The 21,260-nt window shown below is 66.7% G+C and carries 24 protein-coding genes; 17 read left to right on the forward strand and 7 right to left on the reverse strand.

The features are described 5' to 3' along the window. Nucleotides 1–60 precede the first annotated feature (60 nt). From ACP693_RS00440 to mnhG, 6 genes are read left to right on the forward strand one after another with little or no spacing between them, the layout of a single operon-like run. Nucleotides 61–2,979: a monovalent cation/H+ antiporter subunit A gene (locus ACP693_RS00440; RefSeq protein WP_426016249.1), complete on the forward strand. Its 2,919-nt coding sequence runs from the start codon at nt 61–63 to the stop codon at nt 2,977–2,979. Beyond that, nucleotides 2,976–3,320, forward strand: coding sequence for a Na+/H+ antiporter subunit C (locus ACP693_RS00445; RefSeq protein ID WP_426016248.1), 345 nt, complete (start codon nt 2,976–2,978; stop codon nt 3,318–3,320). The genes ACP693_RS00440 and ACP693_RS00445 overlap by 4 nt, the downstream gene beginning before the upstream one ends. Further along, entirely contained in the window at nt 3,317–4,912 is a 1,596-nt protein-coding gene (locus tag ACP693_RS00450; protein WP_426016246.1) for a monovalent cation/H+ antiporter subunit D, read from the forward strand. The genes ACP693_RS00445 and ACP693_RS00450 overlap by 4 nt, the downstream gene beginning before the upstream one ends. After that, complete coding sequence (locus ACP693_RS00455) at nt 4,909–5,397, forward strand: Na+/H+ antiporter subunit E (protein WP_426016244.1); 489 nt, start codon at nt 4,909–4,911, stop codon at nt 5,395–5,397. Before ACP693_RS00450 ends, ACP693_RS00455 begins: the two co-directional genes overlap by 4 nt. Beyond that, nucleotides 5,394–5,675 carry a K+/H+ antiporter subunit F gene (locus ACP693_RS00460; protein ID WP_426016242.1) on the forward strand — a complete coding sequence of 94 codons (282 nt, stop codon included), beginning with the start codon at nt 5,394–5,396 and terminating at the stop codon, nt 5,673–5,675. The genes ACP693_RS00455 and ACP693_RS00460 overlap by 4 nt, the downstream gene beginning before the upstream one ends. Further along, on the forward strand, nt 5,672–6,013 hold the full coding sequence (mnhG, locus tag ACP693_RS00465) for a monovalent cation/H(+) antiporter subunit G (protein ID WP_426016241.1): 342 nt from the start codon (nt 5,672–5,674) through the stop codon (nt 6,011–6,013). The genes ACP693_RS00460 and mnhG overlap by 4 nt, the downstream gene beginning before the upstream one ends. 107 nt (nt 6,014–6,120) lie before the next feature. Here mnhG and ACP693_RS00470 read toward each other — a convergent pair whose 3' ends face one another. Beyond that, nucleotides 6,121–6,852 (reverse strand): hypothetical protein, encoded by a 732-nt coding sequence (locus ACP693_RS00470; protein ID WP_426016240.1) that lies wholly within the window; start codon nt 6,850–6,852, stop codon nt 6,121–6,123. 111 nt (nt 6,853–6,963) lie between these two features. Between ACP693_RS00470 and ACP693_RS00475 the strand changes: the two genes are divergently transcribed. Further along, nucleotides 6,964–7,569, forward strand: a complete 606-nt coding sequence (locus tag ACP693_RS00475) for a TIGR00730 family Rossman fold protein (RefSeq protein WP_426016239.1) — start codon at nt 6,964–6,966, stop codon at nt 7,567–7,569. A gap of 106 nt (nt 7,570–7,675) precedes the next feature. Beyond that, nucleotides 7,676–7,969: a CC_3452 family protein gene (locus ACP693_RS00480; RefSeq protein WP_409715607.1), complete on the forward strand. Its 294-nt coding sequence runs from the start codon at nt 7,676–7,678 to the stop codon at nt 7,967–7,969. A gap of 16 nt (nt 7,970–7,985) precedes the next feature. Here ACP693_RS00480 and gltX read toward each other — a convergent pair whose 3' ends face one another. Further along, nucleotides 7,986–9,320: a glutamate--tRNA ligase gene (gene gltX, locus ACP693_RS00485; protein WP_426016237.1), complete on the reverse strand. Its 1,335-nt coding sequence runs from the start codon at nt 9,318–9,320 to the stop codon at nt 7,986–7,988. A 104-nt stretch (nt 9,321–9,424) separates the two neighbouring features. Here gltX and ACP693_RS00490 point away from each other — a divergent pair, with 104 nt between their 5' ends. Continuing rightward, nucleotides 9,425–9,688, forward strand: coding sequence for a type II toxin-antitoxin system VapB family antitoxin (locus ACP693_RS00490; protein WP_409715613.1), 264 nt, complete (start codon nt 9,425–9,427; stop codon nt 9,686–9,688). Continuing rightward, complete coding sequence (locus ACP693_RS00495; protein WP_426016235.1) at nt 9,685–10,080, forward strand: type II toxin-antitoxin system VapC family toxin; 396 nt, start codon at nt 9,685–9,687, stop codon at nt 10,078–10,080. Before ACP693_RS00490 ends, ACP693_RS00495 begins: the two co-directional genes overlap by 4 nt. 12 nt (nt 10,081–10,092) lie before the next feature. On the opposite strand, the gene dksA is transcribed toward ACP693_RS00495, so the two are convergent. Both dksA and ACP693_RS00505 read right to left on the reverse strand, forming a co-directional pair. Beyond that, on the reverse strand, nt 10,093–10,527 hold the full coding sequence (gene dksA, locus ACP693_RS00500; RefSeq protein WP_425984509.1) for an RNA polymerase-binding protein DksA: 435 nt from the start codon (nt 10,525–10,527) through the stop codon (nt 10,093–10,095). A 179-nt stretch (nt 10,528–10,706) separates the two neighbouring features. Further along, nucleotides 10,707–11,132: a flagellar assembly protein FliX gene (locus tag ACP693_RS00505; protein ID WP_426016233.1), complete on the reverse strand. Its 426-nt coding sequence runs from the start codon at nt 11,130–11,132 to the stop codon at nt 10,707–10,709. Between the two features lie 192 nt (nt 11,133–11,324). Between ACP693_RS00505 and ACP693_RS00510 the strand changes: the two genes are divergently transcribed. The 4 genes from ACP693_RS00510 to ACP693_RS00525 all read left to right on the forward strand — a co-directional run bounded on the left by ACP693_RS00510 (nt 11,325) and on the right by ACP693_RS00525 (nt 14,841). After that, nucleotides 11,325–12,437 carry a flagellar basal body P-ring protein FlgI gene (locus tag ACP693_RS00510; protein ID WP_426019557.1) on the forward strand — a complete coding sequence of 371 codons (1,113 nt, stop codon included), beginning with the start codon at nt 11,325–11,327 and terminating at the stop codon, nt 12,435–12,437. A gap of 2 nt (nt 12,438–12,439) precedes the next feature. Next, nucleotides 12,440–12,742 carry a rod-binding protein gene (locus ACP693_RS00515; RefSeq protein WP_425984513.1) on the forward strand — a complete coding sequence of 101 codons (303 nt, stop codon included), beginning with the start codon at nt 12,440–12,442 and terminating at the stop codon, nt 12,740–12,742. Then, complete coding sequence (locus ACP693_RS00520) at nt 12,739–13,176, forward strand: flagellar basal-body protein FlbY (RefSeq protein WP_426016232.1); 438 nt, start codon at nt 12,739–12,741, stop codon at nt 13,174–13,176. Before ACP693_RS00515 ends, ACP693_RS00520 begins: the two co-directional genes overlap by 4 nt. Nucleotides 13,177–13,263: 87 nt before the next feature. Further along, nucleotides 13,264–14,841: an EAL domain-containing protein gene (locus tag ACP693_RS00525; protein ID WP_426016230.1), complete on the forward strand. Its 1,578-nt coding sequence runs from the start codon at nt 13,264–13,266 to the stop codon at nt 14,839–14,841. Between the two features lie 13 nt (nt 14,842–14,854). Here the strand turns inward: ACP693_RS00525 and ACP693_RS00530 are convergent, their stop codons facing one another. Then, complete coding sequence (locus tag ACP693_RS00530; RefSeq protein ID WP_426016228.1) at nt 14,855–16,465, reverse strand: ABC-F family ATP-binding cassette domain-containing protein; 1,611 nt, start codon at nt 16,463–16,465, stop codon at nt 14,855–14,857. Nucleotides 16,466–16,640: 175 nt separating this feature from the next. Here ACP693_RS00530 and ACP693_RS00535 point away from each other — a divergent pair, with 175 nt between their 5' ends. Beyond that, entirely contained in the window at nt 16,641–17,075 is a 435-nt protein-coding gene (locus tag ACP693_RS00535; protein ID WP_426016227.1) for a hypothetical protein, read from the forward strand. A gap of 25 nt (nt 17,076–17,100) precedes the next feature. After that, the gene (locus ACP693_RS00540; RefSeq protein WP_426016226.1) at nt 17,101–17,595 is read left to right on the forward strand and encodes a group III truncated hemoglobin; all 495 of its coding nucleotides are present in this window, start codon (nt 17,101–17,103) and stop codon (nt 17,593–17,595) included. Between the two features lies 1 nt (nt 17,596). Here ACP693_RS00540 and ACP693_RS00545 read toward each other — a convergent pair whose 3' ends face one another. Together ACP693_RS00545 and ACP693_RS00550 are read right to left on the reverse strand one after the other, a co-directional pair. Beyond that, nucleotides 17,597–17,866, reverse strand: a complete 270-nt coding sequence (locus tag ACP693_RS00545) for a type II toxin-antitoxin system RelE/ParE family toxin (RefSeq protein WP_426016224.1) — start codon at nt 17,864–17,866, stop codon at nt 17,597–17,599. Nucleotides 17,867–17,880: 14 nt separating this feature from the next. Next, the gene (locus ACP693_RS00550; protein WP_426016223.1) at nt 17,881–18,207 is read right to left on the reverse strand and encodes a hypothetical protein; all 327 of its coding nucleotides are present in this window, start codon (nt 18,205–18,207) and stop codon (nt 17,881–17,883) included. 90 nt (nt 18,208–18,297) lie between these two features. Between ACP693_RS00550 and uvrA the strand changes: the two genes are divergently transcribed. After that, nucleotides 18,298–21,243, forward strand: a complete 2,946-nt coding sequence (gene uvrA / locus ACP693_RS00555) for an excinuclease ABC subunit UvrA (protein WP_426016221.1) — start codon at nt 18,298–18,300, stop codon at nt 21,241–21,243. The last annotated feature ends 17 nt before the right edge of the window (nt 21,244–21,260 follow it).

Here is a 21,260-nt window from a genome sequence, read left to right on the forward strand (position 1 = left end):
GCCGAACCTTGAGCGTTCGGCCAAGCCCCTCGCGAGACTTCGGAGAGACGCGCCGCCGTAATGTCCATCAGCTTCCTCCTCGTCGTCATTCTCGTCCTGCCCTTCCTCGGCGCCATCGTCGCGTCCGGCCTGCCGCGCCATGCACGAACGTCCGCCGCCATCCTGTCGTGGGTCGTGGCCCTGGTCAGCCTGGGGTGTCTGGCGGCGCTGTGGCCGATGTTTCAGGACGGAGAGACGCTGCGCTACGAGATCCCCTGGCTTCCGTCGCTGGGGGTCAATCTGGTGCTGCGGCTGGACGGACTGTCGTGGCTGTTCAGCGCCCTGATCCTGGGGATCGGCGCCTTGGTGGTGCTGTACGCCCGCTACTACATGTCGCCGAAGGATCCGGTGCCGCGCTTCTTCTCCTTCCTGCTGGCCTTCATGGGCGCGATGCAGGGGGTGGTGCTGTCGGGCAACCTGATCCAGCTGGTCGTCTTCTGGGAGCTGACCAGCCTCTTTTCGTTCCTGCTGATCGGCTATTGGCATCAGAACGCGGCGGCGCGCGAAGGCTCGCGCATGGCGCTGACGGTGACGGCGACGGGCGGGATCGCCCTGTTGGTCGGCATGATCCTGATCGGGCGGATCGTCGGCAGCTACGATCTGGATGTCGTCCTGGCCTCGCGAGACGCCATTCAGGAGAGCCCGCTCTATCTGCCTGCCCTGATCCTGCTGCTTCTAGGCGCCATGACCAAGAGCGCCCAGTTCCCGTTCCATTTCTGGCTGCCGCGCGCCATGGCTGCGCCGACGCCGGTCAGCGCCTATCTGCATTCCGCGACCATGGTGAAGGCGGGCATCTTCCTGCTGATCCGGTTCTGGCCGGTCTTTGCAGGGACGGAGAGCTGGTATCTAATCGTCGGCGGCATGGGTCTGGCGACCCTGTTGCTGGGCGCCTGGTGCGCCATCTTCCAGCATGATCTGAAAGGCCTGCTGGCCTATTCGACCATCAGCCATCTGGGCCTGATCGTCCTGCTTTTAGGGCTGGGCAGCCCGCTGGGCTGTATCGCCGCCATCTTCCACACCGTGAACCACGCCACCTTCAAGGCCTCGCTGTTCATGGCCGCCGGCATCATCGACCACGAGGCCGGCACGCGGGATATGAGGAAGCTCAGCGGCCTGTTCCGCTTCATGCCCTTCACCGCGACCCTGGCGATGGTGGCGGCGGCGGCCATGGCGGGCGTGCCCCTGCTGAACGGTTTCCTGTCCAAGGAGATGTTCCTGGCCGAGGCGGTGGCCAGCGTGAACACCCACGGACTGAACCTGCTCCTGCCCGCCCTGGCGACCTTGGCCAGCGCCTTCAGCGTCCTGTATTCGCTGCGCTTCATCCACACGACCTTCTTCGGCCCGCCGCCGACCAAGCTGGACCGCGTGCCGCACGAGCCGGTCGCCTGGATGCGGCGTCCGGTCGAGGTGCTGGTGGCCCTGTGTCTGGTCGTCGGCGTCTTCCCGGCCGTAACGGTGGGTCCGTTCCTGAAGAGCGCCGCCGTCTCGGTGCTGGGCTTCGACCTGCCCTATTACAGCCTGGCCCTATGGCACGGGTTCAACCTGCCGCTCGTGCTGAGCTTCGTCGCCCTGGCCGGAGGCGTCGGCCTGTATGTCGTCTTCGGCAAGCGGATCAACGCCAATCCGCGCGGCGGGCCCTGGGGCTGGAAGCGGCTGAACGGCGGCTGGCTGTTCGAACGGGCGATGACGGGCCTATTCAAGGGTTCCGAAGCCCTGGTCCGCCTGTTCGGCGCAACACGACAACAACCGCAGTTGCGCGCCATCGTCCTGGTCGCCCTGCTGGCGGGCGGTCTGGCCGCCCTTGGCGCGGGCCTGGTCATCAGGCCGATCATGCCGACGCCGACCCTGGCGAACTGGGCCTTTGCGGGCCTGTGGTTGGTCGGCGGCAGTTGTGCGGTCGCGGCGGCCTGGCAGGCGAAGTATCACCGGCTGGCGGCCGTCGTTCTGATGGGCGGGGCGGGTCTGGCCAGTTGCCTGTCCTTCGTCTGGCTGTCGGCGCCGGACCTGGCCGTGACCCAGTTGCTGGTGGAGGTGGTGACCACCGTCCTGCTGCTGCTGGGCCTGCGCTGGTTGCCGAAACGGCTGGAGACCATCCGCCTGCCCCAGGCCATGGAGCGGCGTTCGCGTCGTCGCCGCCGCATCGACGTAATCATCGCCGCAGCCGTAGGCACGGCCTTGGCCGCCATCTCCTACGCTGTGATGACGCGGCCGTCGGTCGAGGGGATTTCGCGCTTCTTCGTGGAGCACGCCTACAAGGACGCGGGCGGTCGCAACATCGTCAACGTCATCCTGGTCGACTTCCGCGCCTTCGACACCTTCGGCGAGATCACGGTCCTGGGCATCGTCGGCCTGACGATCTTCGCCCTGCTGCGCCGGTTCCGCCCAGCGGACGACACCCTGCCGGACCCCAGTCAGCAGAAGGCCCAGAACGCCTCGGACCGCGATCACGACACCCGCTCGGAAGGCGATACCCTGAAGGAGACCATGCTGATCCCGCGCGTCGTCATGCGCTGGATCTTCCCCTTCATCATCCTGCTGGCCGTGCACCTGTTCCTGCGCGGGCATGACCTGCCGGGCGGCGGATTCGCAGCCGGCGTAACCCTGTCGATCGCCTTCATCCTGCAATACATGGCCTCGGGCGCCCGGTGGGTGGAGGAGCGGCTGGCCATCCGGCCGATCTTCTGGATCGGCGCCGGCCTGGTGATCGCAGCGCTCAGCGGGATCGGGTCCTGGGTGTTCGGCTATCCCTTCCTGACCTCCTGGTTCCAGTATGCCGACCTGCCGATACTGGGCCGCGTGCCCCTGGCCAGCGCCGTCCTGTTCGACCTGGGCGTAGTGGTGCTGGTCGTCGGCGCGACGGTCCTGACCCTGGTGGCCCTGGCGCACCAGTCGCTGCGCAAGCCCAAGCAAAGAGACGCCAAGGAAGGAGAGTCGTCATGATGGAACTGGTTCTCGCCCTGGCCATCGGCGTGCTGTCGGCATCGGGCGTGTGGCTGATGCTGCGGCCTCGCACCTTCCAGGTGATCATGGGCCTGTCGCTGCTGTCCTATGCGGTCAACATCTTCATCTTCGCCATGGGACGGCCGAAGTCGGGCGCACCGCCGGTGCTGAAGGGCGATGTGTTCGATCCCGCCCGCTACACCGACCCCACGCCCCAGGCCCTGGTGCTGACGGCCATCGTCATCAGTTTCGCCCTGACGGCGCTTTTCCTGGTGGTCATCCTGACCGCGCGCGGCATCACCGGCAGCGACCATGTCGACGGCAAGGAGCCTGACGCATGACCGACTGGCATTCCCATCTGATCATCGGCCCCATCGTCCTGCCGATGATCATCGCCTCGGCCATGCTGATGGCGAACGAGCGCCGCCGCATCCTGAAGGCCTCGCTCAGCCTGGCAGCCATGGCGGCCATTCTGATCATGGCGCTGATCCTGCTGCACGAGAGCGCCAATGGCGCGGTGGGCGGCGGCGATACCGCCCGCGTCTATCGCCTAGGGTCATGGGCCGCGCCCTACGGCGTCGTCCTGGTCGCCGACCGGTTATCGACGATGATGGTAGCCCTGACCAGCGTGCTGGGCGGCTGCGCCCTGATCTTCGCCCTGGCGCGCTGGGACCGGGCCGGGCCGCGTTTCCACGCCCTGTTTTTGCTGTTGATCATGGGGGTGAACGGCGCGCTTCTAACCGGCGACCTGTTCAACCTGTTCGTCTTCTTCGAAGTGATGCTGGCCGCCTCCTACGGCCTGGCCCTGCACGGCTCGGGCGAGGCCAGGGTGCGGGCGGGCGTGATCTATATCGCCGTCAACCTGACCGCCTCCCTGCTGTTCTTGATCGGGGTCAGCCTGATCTACGGCGTGACGGGCACGCTGAACATGGCCGACCTGGCGATCAGGGTTCCGACCATTGCGGCGGATGACCTGGGCCTGTTCCACATCGGGGCGGCGGTGCTGGGCACGGCCTTTTTGATCAAGTGCGCCATGTGGCCGGTCGGCTTCTGGCTAACCTCGACCTATTCGGCCGCCAGCGCCCCGGCGGCGGCGGTCTTCGCCATCCTGTCCAAGGTCGGGGTCTATGTGATCATCCGCCTCAGCCTGCTGCTGTTCGGCGCAGACGCAGGGGCCTCGGCCGGATTTGGGCTCACCTGGCTGATGTTCGGCGGCCTGGCGACCATCGCCTTCGGCACCTTCGGCCTGATCGCCTCGCGCGATCTGTCCCGCGCCGCAGGGTTCGGGGTGATGATCTCGTCGGGCACCGTGCTGGCGATCCTGGGCGTCGGCGACCCAGCGGCCCTCAGCGGCGCGCTCTTCTATCTGATTGGCTCGACCCTAGCCTGCGCCGCCCTGTTCCTGTTGGCCGAGATTCTGCAGAGGGGGCGCGAGGCCGATGTCGGTGAGGCGCGCGCCGTCTTCGACGATGAATATCGTGACCCGTTCGACGATGAGGAACGCAACGAGCCCGGCCTGGTCATCCCGGCGGCCGTGGCGGCCCTGGGCGGCGCCTTCCTGATCTGCACCCTGATGGTGGCGGGCATGCCGCCCCTGGCGGGCTTCGTCGGCAAGCTGTCGATGATCAGCGCGTTGGTCGGCGTCGGCGGAGCGGCGGCCTGGACGCTGGTGGCGGTGCTGTCGGTTTCCAGCCTCGGGGTCCTGATCGGCCTGACCCGCCTGGGCGTCGGCGCCATCTGGACCCGCGACGAGGATGCGCCGGCGTTCGTCGTGGGCGCGGCCGAGCTGACGGCGGTCGCCGCCCTGCTCGGCGCCTGCGTGTTCCTGGCCATCTTCGCCGGCTCCGCCCTGATCTACACCGACCATACGGCGGCCTGGCTGGCCGAGCCGCAGGGCTACATCCACGCTGTCCTGGGCGGTGGCGGCCGATGAGACGCATCCTGCCCTACCCTGTCCTGTCGCTGGGTCTGTTCGTCGCCTCGATCCTGCTCAGCGCCTCGGTCGCTCCGCCGTCTCTGGTGCTCGCCCTGCTGCTGGCCCTGCTGGCGCCAATCATCATGCTGGCCTTGGGCGTGGATCGCGTGCGGCTGAAGGCGCCCAAGGCCATGGCGCGCCTCGCCATTGACGTCGCCGGCGACATCGTGCGCTCCAACTGGGCGGTGTCGCAGATTATCCTGGGCCGTCGTCGCCACGAGCGGACGTCCGGCTTCATCCATATCCCGCTGGACCTGCGCGACCGATATGGCCTGGCGGTCCTGGCCATCATCGTCACCTCGACGCCCGGCACCCTGTGGGTCGAGTACGAGTCCGCGACCGGCCGGCTGCTGCTCCACGTGCTCGACCTGGTGGACGAAGAGACCTGGGTGCGTCTGATCAAGGACCGATACGAGCGCCGGCTGATGGAGATCTTCGAATGACGGCGGCGGTGCTGACCTGGGGCCTGGGCTTGGCCCAGCTGATGTTGATCTGCGCCATGGGCCTGGCCGCGTGGCGAATCATCCACGGCCCGCGCGCCCAGGACCGCGTGCTGGGCATGGACACCCTTTATCTGAACGGCATGCTTCTGGTCGTGGTTTTCGGCATTCGCACCAACAGCCATCTCTATTTCGAGGCCGCCCTGGTGATCGGCATGCTGGGTTTCGCCGCCACCGTGGCCCTGGCCAAGTTCCTGATGCGCGGCGAGGTGATCGAATGACCCAGGCTGAAGTTCCCACATGGGCCGCCTTCGTCGTCGTGGGTCTGGCCCTCGCCGGCTCGGCCCTGTCGCTGCTGGGCGCCGTCGGCCTGACGCGGCTGAAGACCTTTTACGAGCGTGTCCACGCGCCGACCTTGGGCGCGACGCTGGGCATGGCGCTGATCCTCGCGGCGTCTGTGGTGTGGTTCACGACAGTCGAGGGGCGCTTCATGCCGCGCGAAATCCTGATCGGCCTGTTCCTGACCGTCACCACGCCGGTCACCCTGATCCTTCTGGCCCGTGCCGCCCTGTTCCGCGACCGCACGGAAAAGGCGAAAGACACGCCCGACAAGGGCTGATCTTCGATCAAAAAGAAGCCCGGCGGGGGGCGCCGGGCTGAAATAAGGTTCGGTGACGGTGTCCCTGAGGACTATCCTCTTAGTTAACCGAATTGGTTTCCAGGACGTCAACCGCCTCGATCCGGCAGCCACGCCGACTGGCGACCGTTCGGCGCCACGGGCCAGGTGATCCGCCAGCCCTGCCCGGCTCGCTCGATGACGAAACCCGTCGCACCGCCCGCGCCCGGATAGTCGACGCTCTTGCCGTTCACCGTGATCGTCGCTGCGCCTGACTGCCCTGTGACAGCGCGCCACCGCCCGCGCCCGATCGCCGTCGCCGTCACGCCGACGCCGTTGATCGTCACGACGGGCGCCGTGCTTTCCGCCTGACCCGACGCCATCAGCGTGGCGCCGTCCGAATCCACCGCGTCCAGCCCGCCCGCGCCGTCCAGACGGACGGTTGGCTGCCCTGCGGCGATCAGAGCCACAGGCCCCGCTCCGCCCTGGATGACCACCAGGGTCTCTGGCGAGACGGCGGCGTCCTCGCCCACCTGCACCTCGGGCGTGAACCGCACATCGCCGTGCAGGGGCGGCAGCCGAAGCTCGAATCGGCCCGCCCCATCCGCGCTGGCGGCTACCGCAGCCGCACCTGGCGCACGCAGCACGACGCGCGCATTCGGACCCGCCGCCCCGCGCACGACCAGCACCCCGCCATCACGTGTCACACCGTCGATCAGCGGCGGCCGGACCCAGGGCGAAGCTTCGTCCGCCCCTGTCGGCCCCGCCACGCCGCCCTGCGGGTCGGAACAGGCCGCCGCAGCCAGGACCGCGACACACGCGACGATCATCCGACGTTTCATCCTTCGCCTCTACGATATAGGACTGGCGACCCAGCGGCTTGAGCCTGTGTTAGCTTGAGCGCCGTCGGTTTGGCCATGGCCAGATCGGGTATTCGTTTTCTTCGAGGCTCCATGTCCCTGCCCCCCGTTTCGTTCCTGCCGTTCGACGGCTCTTCCGTCTGCCTGTTCTGCGGCGCCTCCGAAACCGCCGATCCTTCCTACACCGAGGCCGCCTACGCCTTCGGCAAGGCGACGGCCGAGGCCGGCTGGCGGCTGGTCTATGGCGGCGGCGGCGTGGGCCTGATGGGCGCCTCGGCGCGGGGCGCACACGAAGCCGGCGGCCGCGTCGTCGGCATCATGCCGGCCTTCCTGCGCAGCCGCGAACGCCTGTTCGACGAGGTCGAGACCGTCGTCGTCACCTCGATGCACGAGCGCAAACAGCTGATGTACGATCAGTCGGACGCCTTCGTGGTCGCTCCCGGCGGGATCGGCACCCTGGAAGAGGTCGTCGAACTACTGTCGTGGAAGCGGCTGGACTTGCACCAAAAACCGGTCGTCTTCCTGAACCTGAACGGCTTCTGGAACGGCTTTTTCGCCCTGATGAAGCACAGCGTCGAGGAAGGCATGACCCCGCCATCGTTCCTCGACGCCTGGACCGTCGCCGAGACGGTCGAAGAGGCGATGGCCCAGGTTCAGGCTGGCGGCGACATGCCGCAGTTGAAACATGATCAGCGGTAAGTGATCGACGCTAATATTCGCGCGACTACGTATTGACAGTTTTTATGGAAAACTGACATTGGGGCGCAGCGGCACGACGCCGTTCTTCATTTCGGAGAGTTTTTCCATGCGCGCCCTGCTCATCGCCGCAGCCCTGTTCGTCGCCGCTCCGGCCGTCGCCCAGGCCCCCGCCGCCACAAGCCTGACCCTGGTCGACGCCGCCTCGGCGCCCGCCCGCGCCACCATCATCGACGGCGCGCGCTGGTCTTGCGAAGGCGCGACCTGCACCGCGTCGGGCGGCACGCCGCAACCTGCAACGCGCGCCTGCCGTCGCGTGGTTCAAAAGTTCGGTCCCGTGACCGCCTTCTCCTACAAGGGCGTGGAACTGAGCGCCGACGAACTGGCCGTCTGCAACGCCTAACGAAGCGCGAGGCGGTTTAGGCCGCCTCGCCTCTCAGACGCCGCTGTATCGTCTCGCGACCGATCAGCGGCGCCATGGCCGCCATGTCCGGCCCATGCGGCTGGCCCGTAAGCGCCAGACGCAGCGGCATGAACAGGGCCTTGCCCTTGGCGCCCGTCTCGGCCTTGACGGCCGAGGTCCACGCCGACCAGGCGTTCTCGTCGATCACGTCCGGCAATAGACGCAGCGCCGTCTCGATGAAGGCGACGTCCTCGATCACCGGCTGAACCGGCCCATGAACGATCTTCGCCATTTCCACGACATCGGCGAACTTGGTCAGGTTCCCGCGCACCACCGACCAGAAGGTCTCGCCCAGATCGGCGCCCAGGGCCTGAAGACGCGGCTGGGCCGTCGCATAGTCCATGACATGCAGGGCCTGGGCGTTCAGCCGGTCCAGATCCGCCGTGTCGTAACGAGCCGGCGACCGGCCCATCTTGGAAAAGGCGAAGCTCTGACCCAAGGCCTCGACCGAGGCGCCGACTTCCAGCGGATCTGACGTTCCGATACGGCCTAGGTGGCTGGTGATGGCGATGGGCTCGTAGCCCTGATCGCGCATGTCGCTGATCGACAGCGAACCCAGGCGCTTGGACAGGGCGGCACCATCGGCGCCGACCAGCAGCGGCATATGGGCGAAACCCGGAACCGTCGCCTCCAGCGCCTCGAAGATCTCGATCTGCGCGCCGGTGTTGGTGACGTGGTCCTCGCCCCGGATGATGTGGGTGATGGCCATGTCGATGTCGTCCACGACCGACGGCAGGGTGTAGAGGAACAGGCCGTCCTCGCGGATCAGCACGGGGTCCGACATCGAGGCCGTGTCCACCTCGGCATGACCGCGCGCCAGGTCTTCCCAGGCGACCCGCTTGCCTTCCAGCTTGAAACGCCAATGCGGGCGACGGCCCTCGGCCTCATAGGCGGCCTTCTGGTCTTCGGTCAGCTCCAGCGCGGCGCGGTCGTAGATCGGCGGCAGACCGCGCGACAGCTGCACCTTGCGGCGGCGGTCCAGTTCGTCGGCGGTCTCATAGGCGGGATACAGCCGGCCCGAAGCCTTCAGCTTGGCGGCGGCCTCCTCATAGCGGCCGAACCGTTTGGACTGGTTGTAACGCTCGTCCCACGGCATCCCCAGCCAGGTCAGGTCGTCCTCGATCCCCTGTTCGAACTCGGGCGTGGAGCGCGCCAGGTCGGTATCGTCGATGCGCAGCACGAACGAACCGCCCTGCCCCTTGGCGAACATCCAGTTCACCAGGGCGGTGCGGACATTGCCGACGTGCAGCTTACCCGTGGGAGACGGGGCGAAACGGACCTTGACGGACATGGATAGACGACCTCGAAAGCGAGGCGGCTAGGTCGCCCCGCAACCCGGCGAAGTCAAGGCGCGGGTTGGATTGAACGGCTTATCATGATAGATTTCGATCCGTCATGAATGCGCCTGTTCAGATCAGAAAGCCCGAAGTCGCCGAACGGCTGCGTGAACTTGCACGTCTTGAAGGCAAGTCCATCACCGACCTAGTCGAGGAGATGGTCAGAGAGCGCGACGAGCGTCTGGTCGCCAGACGAGAGGCTGAAATCGAGGCCAAACTCGCCGCAGTTGAAGAAATCGTCGCTCACTTCAACAGCCTGCCGATCATTGGCCCCCTGCTGACCGACGATGACATTTATGACGAAGACGGTCTGCCCAAATGATCGTGGTCGATGCCTCCGCCTTGGTGGCGGTGCTGCTCCGAGAACCTGAAGACATGGCGTTTCGTCGGTTCATGGCGCGTGAAACAGACCTCGTCTTATCGCCCGTTGGATATTGGGAGGCTGCGACGCGTCTTAGAGCCCTTCGCGGAGAGGCTGGCGTCGCCGACCTGGACCAAGTGATCGCCAGTTTGGGAATACGGATCGCCGCCGCCACATCACGCACCGCGTCCCTTGCCGCACGCGCTGAGTGGCACTTCGGCAAGCGAACGCCCGCCAGGCTCAATCTCGGAGACTGTTTTGCCTACGCCTTGGCCAAGGAAAGCGACGCCCCCTTGTTGTTCAAGGGCGACGACTTCAGCCAGACCGATCTGACCCCGGCTCTTCCCGCCTGAACGGGCTCAATATCAGTCGTCGCGGTGGACGCGTTCGCGGCGTTCGTGGCGTTCCTGGGCCTCGACCGACAGGGTCGCCGTCGGGCGGGCTTCCAAACGGCCCAGGCTGATGGGCTCGCCGGTGTCCTCGCAGTAGCCGTAGGAGCCGTCCTCGATCCGGCGCAGGGCGTCGTCGATCTTGGAGATCAACTTGCGCTGGCGATCCCGGGTGCGAAGCTCAAGGGCGCGGTCAGACTCAGAAGAGGCGCGATCCACCAGATCGGGGTGGTTTTCGGTCTCCGCCTTCAGATTGACCACCGTGCCCTTGGACTCGCGAAGGATCTCGTCCTTCCAATCCATCAGCTTCTTCTTGAAATAGGCTTGCTGCCGTTCGTTCATGAACGGTTCGCTGTCAGACGGCCGATACGGGCCGGTTTCGTCGGACACAACGGACGCCAAAGCGTTCATCGATCTCACGCTCTCTAACACGCCCCCCTGTGGCGTAGATGGCCGTATAGTCAGCCTGTCGAGTCGCGGCAACGCGGTTCTCGATTCCGTGATCCGATTACGGCGATCCGAGGGCTTACAGTGACAAATCTCACTCACCCGGGAAGCTTAGCCGACTGAGATTAGGGGATTATTCCGCCTCAGCCCCGTTTCCCGCGCATTTCAGCCTTCGCCAGTTCCACGGAGGCTCGCAGGTCGATCTGGTCCAGCAGGGCGCTCAGATCCGCATCACCGTCGTCTGTGCGCTCCTCGCGCAGGGTTCGCGCCAGCTGATCCAGCGAGCCTTCGTCCGCATCGCCCGTCAGTAGCGCCAGCTTGAGTTCGTCCAGTCGGTCCAGCAGACCGCCGCCCCGTCGGATCGCCCGGCGACGCTTCTCAAGCGGCCCTTCGATCCCTTGCAAAGCCATAAGGGCCGAAACGTCCGAAACGCCGCCGGTTGCAGAGCTGGCCGTCGCGGCTGAAGGCGACGCCGCAGCCGGCGCCTGGCCCAGCGAAAAGCCGCTGGCGGATCGCGTCGTGCGTGTGCTTGCAGGCGTGCTGACGCCGTTTGGGCCGACAACCTTCATGCGTAGGTGCTCCGCGTCATGACCCCATGCATGACGGGCGGCGGTGACTGTTTGGTTAACGCCCCGGCAAATCCTGCCGCTTCCGTACTGCGGCAAAGCCCGCCTGCATTGAATTCACGTCGTTAATTATCCGGCACGATCCTCGCAGTGAAAGAGGCGTAACCTTGCGTGGACGCCTGACCGATGCAAAATCTGCTTGCCCGCCTCATCGCCTCCGTCGCCGCGACGCTCGTCGTCGCCGGCGGTGCGACGCCGGCGCTGGCCCAGTCGCAGTCCCGCATCAAGGACATCGCCGCCGTCGAGGGCGTGCGCGGCAACCAACTGGTCGGCTACGGCATGGTGATGGGGCTGAACGGCACGGGCGACAGCTTGCGCAACTGCCCCTTCACCCGTCAGTCGCTGGAAGGCATGACCGAGCGGCTGGGCGTCAACATCCGCGGCGCCAACGCAAACACCAAGAACATGGCCGCCGTCATGGTCACGGCCGACCTGCCGGCCTTCGCCACGCCCGGCTCGCGCATCGACGTATCGGTCGCCTCGATGTGCGACGCAAAGAGCCTGCTTGGCGGTTCGCTGGTCGTCACCAGCCTGCAGGGCGCGGACGGTCAGGTCTATGCAGTGGCTCAAGGCTCGGTCCAGACCGGCGCCGTCTCGGCCTCGGGCGGTTCGGGATCGTCGGTGACGCGCGGCGTTCCGACCGCCGGCCGCATCGCCTCGGGCGCCGTGGTCGAACGCGAGACCGGCTTCCAGATGGCCAATATGAACGAGGTGCGCCTGAACCTGCGCAACCCCGACTTCACCACCGCCCAGCGCGTCGCCGCCGTGGTCAACGCCGCCTACCCCGGTTCGGCCCTGGCGGAAAACGGCACCGTCGTCGCCTTGCGCGCGCCCGGCGAATTGGGCATGGCGGGCTTCATCAGCCGGATCGAGAACCTGGCGGTCAGCGTCGATACCCCCGCCAAGGTCATCATCGACGAGGTCAACGGCGTCATCGTCATGGGCGACGCCGTCCGCATCTCGCGCGTCGCCATCGCCCAGGGCAATCTGACCATCTCGGTGGACGAACAGCCGATCGTCAGCCAGCCCGCCCCGTTCAGCCAGGGCCAGACCGCCGTCGTGCCGTCCACCCAGGTCAGCGTCGAAGAGGACCTCGGCACCCAGATGCGGATGGTTGGGGGCGGGGCGAACCTGTCCACCCTGGTCAACGGCCTGAACGCCCTGGGCGTCAGCCCGCGCGACATGATCAGCATTCTTCAGGCCATCAAGGCCGCCGGCGCCCTTCAGGCCGACATCGAGGTGATGTGAGCATGAGCGACCTAACCGTCTCCCCCGATCTGTTGCGGCCCGCTGCGGCCGCGCCCACGGCGCCGAACCGCGACAAGATCGAGGAAACTGCCAAGGCCTTTGAGGCCACCTTCATCTCGCAGATGCTGAAGCCGATGTTCGAGGGCATTTCGACCGACGGCCTGTTCGGCGGCGGTCAGGGCGAGGCGACCTGGCGCAGCTTCATGCTGGACGAGATGGCCAAGAGCACGGTCAAGGCCGGCGGCATCGGCCTGAGCAACACGGTCATGGCCGAAATGCTGAAGATGCAGGAGGGGCGGCAATGAGCGATACCGAACTGGCCCAGGCGCGCGTGCGCCAACTGACCACCCTGACGCTGCGCCTGACCGAGCGCCTGGAAGCCGAGACCCTCGCCTTCGCCGACGGCCGCCCACAGGACGTGGCCTCAGGCCTGGCCGAAACCCAGGAGATGGCCAATCTCTATCGTCGCGATTCCGCCCACGTGAAGGCGAACCCGGCCCTGCTGAGCGGCGCGCCCCTCGAAGATCGCAAGACCCTGATCGACGCTACTCGCGAGTTCGACGCCGTTCTGACCCGCCACGGACGCGCCGTCGACGCCGCCCGTCAGATTTCAGAGGGCCTGGTCCGCGCCATCGCGGCAGAAGTCACCGCCGCCCGCACGCCGGCCTCCGCCTATGCCGCCGATGGCCGCGCATCCCTGGGGGACGGACGCGCCGTCGCCCTGAACCGGATGGCCTGAGGGGCGACGTCATCAAGGCCGCAAATCACGGTTCGCGGCTAAGGATTATTGCCTATTTTTTAAGCGACTGCGTGTCAGCATGTCTTCATGACGCTGACCACCCGCCTCTTAGGCTTGGCCTTCGCATCCGCCGACACATTGGTGGAGGTGGATTCCAAGGGCGTTGTCTCCTTCGCGATCGGCGCCGGAGCCTCGGCCGGCGAGGACGCCGGCGCGACCTGGACCGGCCGACCGCTTCTCGATCTGTTGCACGAGGGCGCATCCACCCTGACGGCCTTGGGCAAGATGAAGTCCGGCGTCCGCATTCCTTCGACGTCCATTCTCGTGGCGGCAGGACCCGACCGCGTGCGTCGCGCCACGTTCCGGGCCTTCGTGCTGCCGCAGATGGCGCCGGCCGTGTCCTGCGCCATATCCTATGAAGGCCCGGCCTTCGCGCTCGAAGATCTTGAGACCCGCCCTCTGCTGGAGGCGGAAGAATTCCTGGCCGACGCCGGACGGGTGCTTGACACGAACACGGACCTCGCCCTGTCCTTCCTGGACATTCGCGGTCTGGAGAACGTCAGTGGCGACGCTGCCGACCGTCTGAACCGCCGCATCGAGGCGACCCTGCAATCCGCCGCCGTCGAGGGATCAAGCGCGGCCCAGGTGACCGGCGTGCGGTTCGCCCTGCTGCGTCCCGCCAACGACCGCCGCGACATCGCCGCCGAAATCGTCGAAGCGGGCCGCGCCGAAGGTCTGTCCCTCGGCGCCGAAGCCTTCAGCTCACCCGTGCCGCCTGGATCGGATTCGCTGTGCGTCCTGCGCGCCATGCGGTTCGCCATAGAGGGCTGTTTGAAGGGCGATGGCCTGATCAATCCGCAGATCGCCTTCGCGGACTCGCTGAAACGCACCTTCCGCGACGCCGAGACCTTCCGCAGCCTGGTCAAGTCGCGCGAATTCCAGGTGCACTACCAGCCCATCGTCCACCTCGACACTCGCGCCGTTCATCATTTCGAGGCCCTGACCCGCTTCAACTCAAACAGCGGCCCCGCCGACGCCATCCGCATGGCCGAGGAGCTGGACTTGATCAAATCTTTCGATCTCGCCGTCGCGGAAAAGGTGCTTAAGCGGATGCGTCAGTCAGGCGCCGGCCTGCTGAAGATGGCGATCAATGTCTCCGGCGCCTCGCTGGGCGACGACTCCTATGTCGAACACCTGCTGCGCATGACCGCCGGCGCGCCCGAGGAACGTCGACGCCTGATGGTCGAAGTCACCGAGACCTCGGCCCTCGCCGACATCGAGGCCGCCGACCGTCGTCTGGCCGCCCTGCGCGAAGCCGGCATCAGGGTCTGCATCGACGACTTCGGCGCGGGCGCCGCCGCCTTCGACTATCTGCGAAAGCTCTCGGTCGATGCGGTCAAGATAGACGGCGCCATCGTGCGCGACATCCAGACGGACGAACGGTCAAGGGCCATGCTGCACAGCATCGTGGAACTGTGCCGCTCGATGAAGCTGGAAACCATCGCCGAGATGATCGAAACCGACGGCGTCGCCGCCGAGCTGAAGACCGCAGGCGTCGAATACGGCCAAGGCTGGCTGTTCGGGCGCGCCGAGGCCGAACCCCGCACCCAACTCAGCAGCCCGTCGATGGTCCGCCGCAAGGGCGCCGTCGAAGCCTGGGGCTGACGGCCTCAACCCGTCACAGGACCAAGGTGCGCGTGACCTCCAGCGCGGCCAGGAAATCCGCATCGTGGCTGACCAAGACCAGCGCCCCGTCGTAGGCGGCCAGCGCCGCCTCCACGGCCGCGATGGCGTCCAGATCCAGATGGTTCGTCGGCTCGTCCAGCACCAGCAGTTGCGGCGGCGTCGTCCCGGTCATAACGCAGGCCAAAGCCGCCCTCAGCCGCTCGCCGCCTGACAGATCCCCGACCCGGCGCTGGGCCGCGGTATTGCGAAACAGGAACCGCGCCAGCGCCGCCTGGGCGTCGTTGACGCTCCCTTGCAGGTTCAGCCGCCGCCACGCCTCGACCAGCGTTTCGTCCGGCTTCAGAATCGCCGCCTCCTGATCCAGCAGAACCGCCCGCACCGGCCGCTCGACGGACCCCGCCGTCGGTTCCAGATCGCCTGTGATCAGCCGCAACAGGGTCGTCTTGCCCGCCCCGTTCGCCCCGGTCACCGCCACCCGCTCCGGCCCGACCAGTCTGAGGTAGATAGGTCCGACGATGGTCCGCCCCTCGGGCGCCGCCCACGACGCCTGATCCAGCGTCAGCACCGTTCGCCCGGCCGCCAGTCCCGTCGTCGGCATCGGAATCGCCAGCGCCCGCGTCCGCTCCACCCGCTCCTGCGCCGCCGCCAGCGCGCCTTGCGCCGCTTCGGCCTGTCGCGTGGCCAGCAGCCGGTCGCGCCCGCCGCTGTTCTCGGCCCACTCGGCCCGTGCGCCCAGGAGGATTTTGGGCATGTCGCCCTTGGCGCCCTTGCGACGCCCCGCTGCGTCGCGCTTCGCCTTGGTTTCGGTTCGCCTCTGCGCCTCTGCGCCCGCCCGTGCGACGTCGCGCTCAGCTTCGGCCAGCCCTCGCTCCGCCGCCTCCCGCTCGGCCGCCTTGCGCGCGACATAGAGGTCATAGCCGCCGCCGTAGATGGCCACGCCCAGGCCCGACACCTCCACGATCCGGTCCATCCGACGCAGCAGGTTGCGGTCATGGCTGACCACTACGGCCCCGCCGTCCCAGCGCCCGATCACCTCGGCGACCAGCGCCCGCGCCTCGACGTCCAGATGATTGGTCGGCTCGTCCAACAGGATCAGGTTCGGCTGCGCCAGCATCAAGCCGGCCAGCCTCAGCCGCGTCTGCTCGCCCCCGCTCAGGCTGGCGGTCAGCCGATCCAGCGCCACCCCCGACAGTCCCACAGCCGCCAGCGCCTCGCCCAGCCGCGCCTCCAGCGTCCAGTCGGCCTCCGCCAAGTTATCGGCCGTGCCGTCGCCGGCCAACACTCGCGCAATGATGGCCAGGTCTTCTGCGACGCCCAGGGTCTGCGCCGCCGTCTCATTAGGCGCAGGGTCATACCGCTGATCCAGCACACCGACCGAGCCGGTCCGCGCCACCACGCCCTCGGCCGGCGCGGCAGCGCCCGAGATCAGCCGCAGCAGCGTGCTCTTGCCCGCGCCATTGCGACCGACGACGCCGGTGCGCTCGGGCCCGAACGTCAGGCTCAGATTATCGAATAGGGTTACGCCGTCCGGCGTCCTAGCGGCGACCTTGTCGAGTGTCGCGCGTGCGGACGGGGACGCGTTTCGGCTTGGGCTGGTTGGCATTGAGGATCACGAGCAGCATGGCGGACAGGGCGGAACCGGTGGCCAATGCGATGATCATGATCGTCAAACCTTCTGCAAAACGCGTCAGAACAAGGAGGATGGGTCGTAATCCTGCAATGCGCAAGTCTGGCATCGAACACGGCCGCGTGAGAAGCTTGACCGTCAGGAGACTTTCATGAAGCCCGTCGCCGCTCTCGCCCTGCTTTCCACTCTAGCTTCTGCCGCCTGCGCCACCGCGCCCGATGCCCTGCCCGCGCCTCCAAACTACGCCGCCGTTCCGACCCAGGACCCGACGCCGAATGCCCGCCTCTACGCCGCCTGCCTCGCACAGGCCGTCGCCGCCGGCGCCTATCGCCGCACCGATGACGGGCGCGGCGCGGAGTTCCTGCTGTTCACCTGCACCGGCGCGCCGGCCGCCGCCTTCGCGACGGCTCTGATCCCGTGGAGCGACAAGATCGGCTCGGTGTTCCAGCGCGACGGCCGCACCTTCCGCTCCACCGCCAAGGTCCAGGCCGATCTGTTCGGCGTGGATGCCTGCTCCACCGATGCAGCGGGCGGCGATCCCGTCTGCATCCTGTCCTTCAACGCCGGCGACTTCCTCGACCAATAGGCTCGCTCCGGCTACACCGACAGCCATGGAAAGCCGTTTCCGCATCGACGATCCCGCCGGCGCCGCCGCGCGCCGCGAGGCAGCGGTCCAGCGCCTGCGTGACGAGACCGGCATCGACGAGGCCATGATCGACGCCCTGGTCGAAGGCTTCTACGCCCGCGTCCGCGACGACGCCCTGATCGGCCCGATCTTCGCCGCCCGCATCACCGACTGGGCGCCGCACCTGGCGCAGATGAAGCTGTTCTGGTCGTCAATCGCGCTCTCGACCGGCGTCTATCAGGGCCGGCCGATGCCCAAACACCTGCCCCTGCCCATCGACGCCCGCCATTTCGACCGCTGGCTGGAGCTGTTCGTCGAGACCGCCCGCGACCTGTGCCCGCCTGTCGCCGCCAATAACTTCATCGAACGCGCCCGCCGCATCGCCGAAAGCCTGGAACTGGGGATCGCAACCGCCAACGGGACGCTTCTGGCCAAGGGCGAGCGGTTCGCGCGGCCGACGCAGGTCTGGACGCCAGATTAAGTCAGGACGAACGATGCTCCAGCGTATGGAAGATACGGGTTATGACGACATTCGCCCGCTCGACATGATAGCGGATGACATAACCAGCCTGCCCAAATCGTACGATCATGTCTCGACCGCCAAACTGGTTCTTCGGCGCACGCTCAGGAAAGGTTTCGAGTGTCCTGAGCGCCTCGTCCAGCACATCAGCAGCGCGTAGAGCGGCGTTCGGCGCAACGTCGGCCAGAAAATTCGAGACCCGGATCAGATCGCTGCGGGCGGGCGGCAGCAAACGGACCCTATAGTTCACGACTTCTCCGCCAGGCGCCGAGCGAGATTGGCGTGGAAGTCCTGCAAGGCCTCTTCCAGCGGAATGGTCACGCCCGTCCGCTCATATTCCGCCCAGCGTTCGGCGTCCTCCGCGACCCAAGCCGCCGGATATTCGCTGACGCCTGTGATGCTGATATCGCCGATCACGCCTTCCAGCGCTTTCAAGGCATAGGCCGTCGGCTCAACGCCCGCCGCCTCGGCCGCAGCCTTCAGCCGGCGCGCCTGATCTTCGTTCAGATGGATGTCGAAACCATCGGCCATGCAGCGACGATAACCCAGCCTGCGGATCCCCGCAATGTTCACACATTGTTCTTGCTTCAATCCTGCGATTCATCCCCATATAGCGATGTCGCGCCGGACCCGACCGGCCCTCCTCCGCGTTCTCCGGACAGCATGACCGAAAAGCATAACTTCATCCGCGTTCGCGGCGCCCGCGAGCATAATCTCAAGGGCGTGGACCTCGACATCCCACGCGAGCAGTTGGTGGTGATGACCGGGCTGTCGGGTTCGGGCAAGTCGTCGCTGGCGTTCGACACCATCTACGCCGAAGGCCAGCGGCGCTATGTCGAGAGCCTATCGGCCTATGCCCGCCAGTTCCTGGAACTGATGGGCAAGCCGGACGTGGACCTGATCGAGGGCCTGTCGCCGGCCATCTCCATCGAACAGAAGACGACGTCCAAGAACCCGCGCTCGACCGTCGGCACGGTGACCGAGATTCACGACTATATGCGCCTGCTGTGGGCGCGGGTCGGGGTGCCCTATTCGCCGGCCACCGGCCTGCCGATCGAAAGCCAGACCATCAGCCAGATGGTCGACAAGCTGGTCGCCCTGCCCGACGGCGAGCGCATCCTGCTGCTGGCCCCCGTCGTCCGGGGCCGCAAGGGCGAGTACAAGAAGGAAATCGCCGAGTGGCAGCGTCAGGGCTTCCAGCGCCTGAAGATCGACGGCCAGTTCTACGCCATCGACGAAGCTCCGACCCTGGACAAGAAGTTCAAGCACGACATCGACATCGTCGTGGACCGGATCGTCACCAAGCCTGACCAAGAAGCCCGCTACGCCGACAGTCTTCAGACCGCGCTCGGTCTGGCCGACGGCATCGCCAACGCCGAATGGGCCAGCGTGGCCGAGGGCGAGACGGCGCCGCGCAGCCTGCTGTTCTCCGAACGGTTCGCCTGTCCGGTTTCGGGCTTCACCATCAGCGAGATCGAGCCGCGGCTGTTCTCGTTCAACAATCCCTTCGGCGCCTGCCCGGTCTGCGACGGCCTGGGGGTCAAGCTGGCCTTCGACGCCGATCTGGTGATCCCGGATCGCGACAAGACCCTGCATAAGGGTGCGGTCGCTCCGTGGGCGCGCGGTCCCTCGCCCCTCTACACACAGACGCTTCAGTCACTCAGCCGCCACTATGGCTTCTCAATGGACGTGGCGTGGCGCGAGCTTCCGGCCCCGGCGCACAAGGCGATCCTGTACGGAACCGGCGCCGAGAAGATCAAATTCACCTATGACGACAACGCCCGCAAATACGAGGTCTCCAAGCCGTTCGAGGGCGTGCTGCCGAACCTGGAGCGCCGCTGGCGCGAGACAGACAGCGCCTGGGTGCGCGAGGAACTGGCCCGCTACCAGTCCGAGACGCCCTGCGACGCCTGCCACGGCAAGCGGCTGAAGCCCGAGGCCCTGGCGGTCAAGGTCGGTGGCCAGGATATCGCCGATGTCTCCACCCTGTCGATCAAGAAGGCCTACGACTGGGTCCAGGCCCTGCCCGAGGCGCTCAGCGACAAGCAGATGGAGATCGGCCGGCGCATCCTGAAGGAGATCGGCGACCGGCTGCGGTTCCTGAATAACGTCGGCCTCGACTATCTGTCTCTGTCGCGCGCCTCCGGCACCCTGTCGGGCGGCGAGAGTCAGCGTATCCGTCTGGCGTCGCAGATCGGCTCAGGCCTGACCGGCGTCCTCTATGTGCTGGACGAACCCTCCATCGGTCTGCACCAGCGCGACAACACCCGCCTGCTGGAAAGCCTGAAAGGCCTGCGCGACCTCGGAAACTCCGTCCTGGTGGTCGAGCATGACGAGGAGGCCATCCTGACCGCCGACTATGTCATCGACATGGGCCCGGCCGCCGGCATTCACGGCGGCGAGGTCTGCGCCGAAGGCACGCCGGCCCAGGTCATGGCCAATCCCAAGTCCCTGACCGGCAAATACCTGACCGGCGAACGCGAGATCGAGATCCCCGTCGACGGTCGCCGCCCCATCGACCGCAAGCGGATGCTGAAGATCAGCGGCGCCAGCGGCAACAACCTGAAGAGCGTCACCGGCGAAATCCCCGTCGGCGTCTTCACCTGCATCACCGGCGTATCCGGCGGCGGCAAATCGACCTTCACCATCGAGACCCTCTACAAGGCCGCCGCGCGCCGCCTGAACAATGCATCAGAGGCCCCCGCTCCTTTCGATAGGATCGAGGGGCTGGAGCATTTCGACAAGGTCATCGACATCGACCAGTCGCCCATCGGCCGCACCCCGCGCTCGAACCCGGCGACCTATACCGGCGCCTTCGGCCCGATCCGTGACTGGTACGCCGGCCTGCCGGAATCCAAGGCGCGCGGCTACGGCCCCGGCCGGTTCAGCTTCAACGTCAAGGGCGGGCGCTGCGAGGCCTGCCAGGGCGACGGCGTCATCAAGATCGAGATGCACTTCCTGCCCGACGTCTATGTCACCTGCGACGTCTGCAAGGGCAAACGCTACAATCGCGAAACGCTTGAGATCGTATTCAAGGGCAAGTCCATCTCGGACGTGCTGGACATGACGGTCGAGGAGGCCGCGACCTTCTTCAAGGCCGTGCCGCCGATCCGCGACAAGATGCTGACGCTGGAGCGCGTGGGCCTGGGCTACGTCAAGGTCGGCCAGCCGGCGACGACCCTGTCGGGCGGCGAGGCCCAGCGGGTCAAGCTGTCCAAGGAGCTGTCTAAGCGCGCGACGGGCCGCACCCTTTACATCCTCGACGAGCCGACGACCGGCCTGCATTTCGAGGACACGCGCAAACTGCTGGAAGTGCTTCAGGAACTGGTCGAGGCCGGCAACACCATCGTGGTGATCGAGCACAATCTGGATGTGATCAAGGTCGCCGACTATCTGCTCGACTTCGGCCCCGAAGGCGGCGACGGCGGCGGCGAGATCGTCGCGGTCGGCACGCCGGAACAGGTGGCGGACAACAGCGCCAGCTGGACCGGAAAATACCTCAAGGAGGTGCTGGATCGGCACGAAACCCGACGCAAGGCGCGGGTCGCTGCTTTAGGCGGATCCGTCGGCGAGCCGGCCAAGAAGAGGCGGGCAAAGGCTTCGGCCTAGCCGACCGACCCTCCATC

Origin of the sequence: Brevundimonas sp. TWP1-3 (assembly GCF_049896085.1) — a bacterium.
Lineage (GTDB): Bacteria > Pseudomonadota > Alphaproteobacteria > Caulobacterales > Caulobacteraceae > Brevundimonas.

Coding starts and splice junctions, on each gene's coding strand:
- ACP693_RS00440 (WP_426016249.1), top strand. CDS start 61: ATGTCCATCAGCTTCCTCCTCGTCGTCATTCTCGTCCTGCCCTTCCTC.
- ACP693_RS00445 (WP_426016248.1), top strand. CDS start 2,976: ATGATGGAACTGGTTCTCGCCCTGGCCATCGGCGTGCTGTCGGCATCG.
- ACP693_RS00450 (WP_426016246.1), top strand. CDS start 3,317: ATGACCGACTGGCATTCCCATCTGATCATCGGCCCCATCGTCCTGCCG.
- ACP693_RS00455 (WP_426016244.1), top strand. CDS start 4,909: ATGAGACGCATCCTGCCCTACCCTGTCCTGTCGCTGGGTCTGTTCGTC.
- ACP693_RS00460 (WP_426016242.1), top strand. CDS start 5,394: ATGACGGCGGCGGTGCTGACCTGGGGCCTGGGCTTGGCCCAGCTGATG.
- mnhG (WP_426016241.1), top strand. CDS start 5,672: ATGACCCAGGCTGAAGTTCCCACATGGGCCGCCTTCGTCGTCGTGGGT.
- ACP693_RS00470 (WP_426016240.1), bottom strand. CDS start 6,852: ATGAAACGTCGGATGATCGTCGCGTGTGTCGCGGTCCTGGCTGCGGCG.
- ACP693_RS00475 (WP_426016239.1), top strand. CDS start 6,964: ATGTCCCTGCCCCCCGTTTCGTTCCTGCCGTTCGACGGCTCTTCCGTC.
- ACP693_RS00480 (WP_409715607.1), top strand. CDS start 7,676: ATGCGCGCCCTGCTCATCGCCGCAGCCCTGTTCGTCGCCGCTCCGGCC.
- gltX (WP_426016237.1), bottom strand. CDS start 9,320: ATGTCCGTCAAGGTCCGTTTCGCCCCGTCTCCCACGGGTAAGCTGCAC.
- ACP693_RS00490 (WP_409715613.1), top strand. CDS start 9,425: ATGAATGCGCCTGTTCAGATCAGAAAGCCCGAAGTCGCCGAACGGCTG.
- ACP693_RS00495 (WP_426016235.1), top strand. CDS start 9,685: ATGATCGTGGTCGATGCCTCCGCCTTGGTGGCGGTGCTGCTCCGAGAA.
- dksA (WP_425984509.1), bottom strand. CDS start 10,527: ATGAACGCTTTGGCGTCCGTTGTGTCCGACGAAACCGGCCCGTATCGG.
- ACP693_RS00505 (WP_426016233.1), bottom strand. CDS start 11,132: ATGAAGGTTGTCGGCCCAAACGGCGTCAGCACGCCTGCAAGCACACGC.
- ACP693_RS00515 (WP_425984513.1), top strand. CDS start 12,440: ATGAGCGACCTAACCGTCTCCCCCGATCTGTTGCGGCCCGCTGCGGCC.
- ACP693_RS00520 (WP_426016232.1), top strand. CDS start 12,739: ATGAGCGATACCGAACTGGCCCAGGCGCGCGTGCGCCAACTGACCACC.
- ACP693_RS00525 (WP_426016230.1), top strand. CDS start 13,264: ATGACGCTGACCACCCGCCTCTTAGGCTTGGCCTTCGCATCCGCCGAC.
- ACP693_RS00530 (WP_426016228.1), bottom strand. CDS start 16,465: ATGCCAACCAGCCCAAGCCGAAACGCGTCCCCGTCCGCACGCGCGACA.
- ACP693_RS00535 (WP_426016227.1), top strand. CDS start 16,641: ATGAAGCCCGTCGCCGCTCTCGCCCTGCTTTCCACTCTAGCTTCTGCC.
- ACP693_RS00540 (WP_426016226.1), top strand. CDS start 17,101: ATGGAAAGCCGTTTCCGCATCGACGATCCCGCCGGCGCCGCCGCGCGC.
- uvrA (WP_426016221.1), top strand. CDS start 18,298: ATGACCGAAAAGCATAACTTCATCCGCGTTCGCGGCGCCCGCGAGCAT.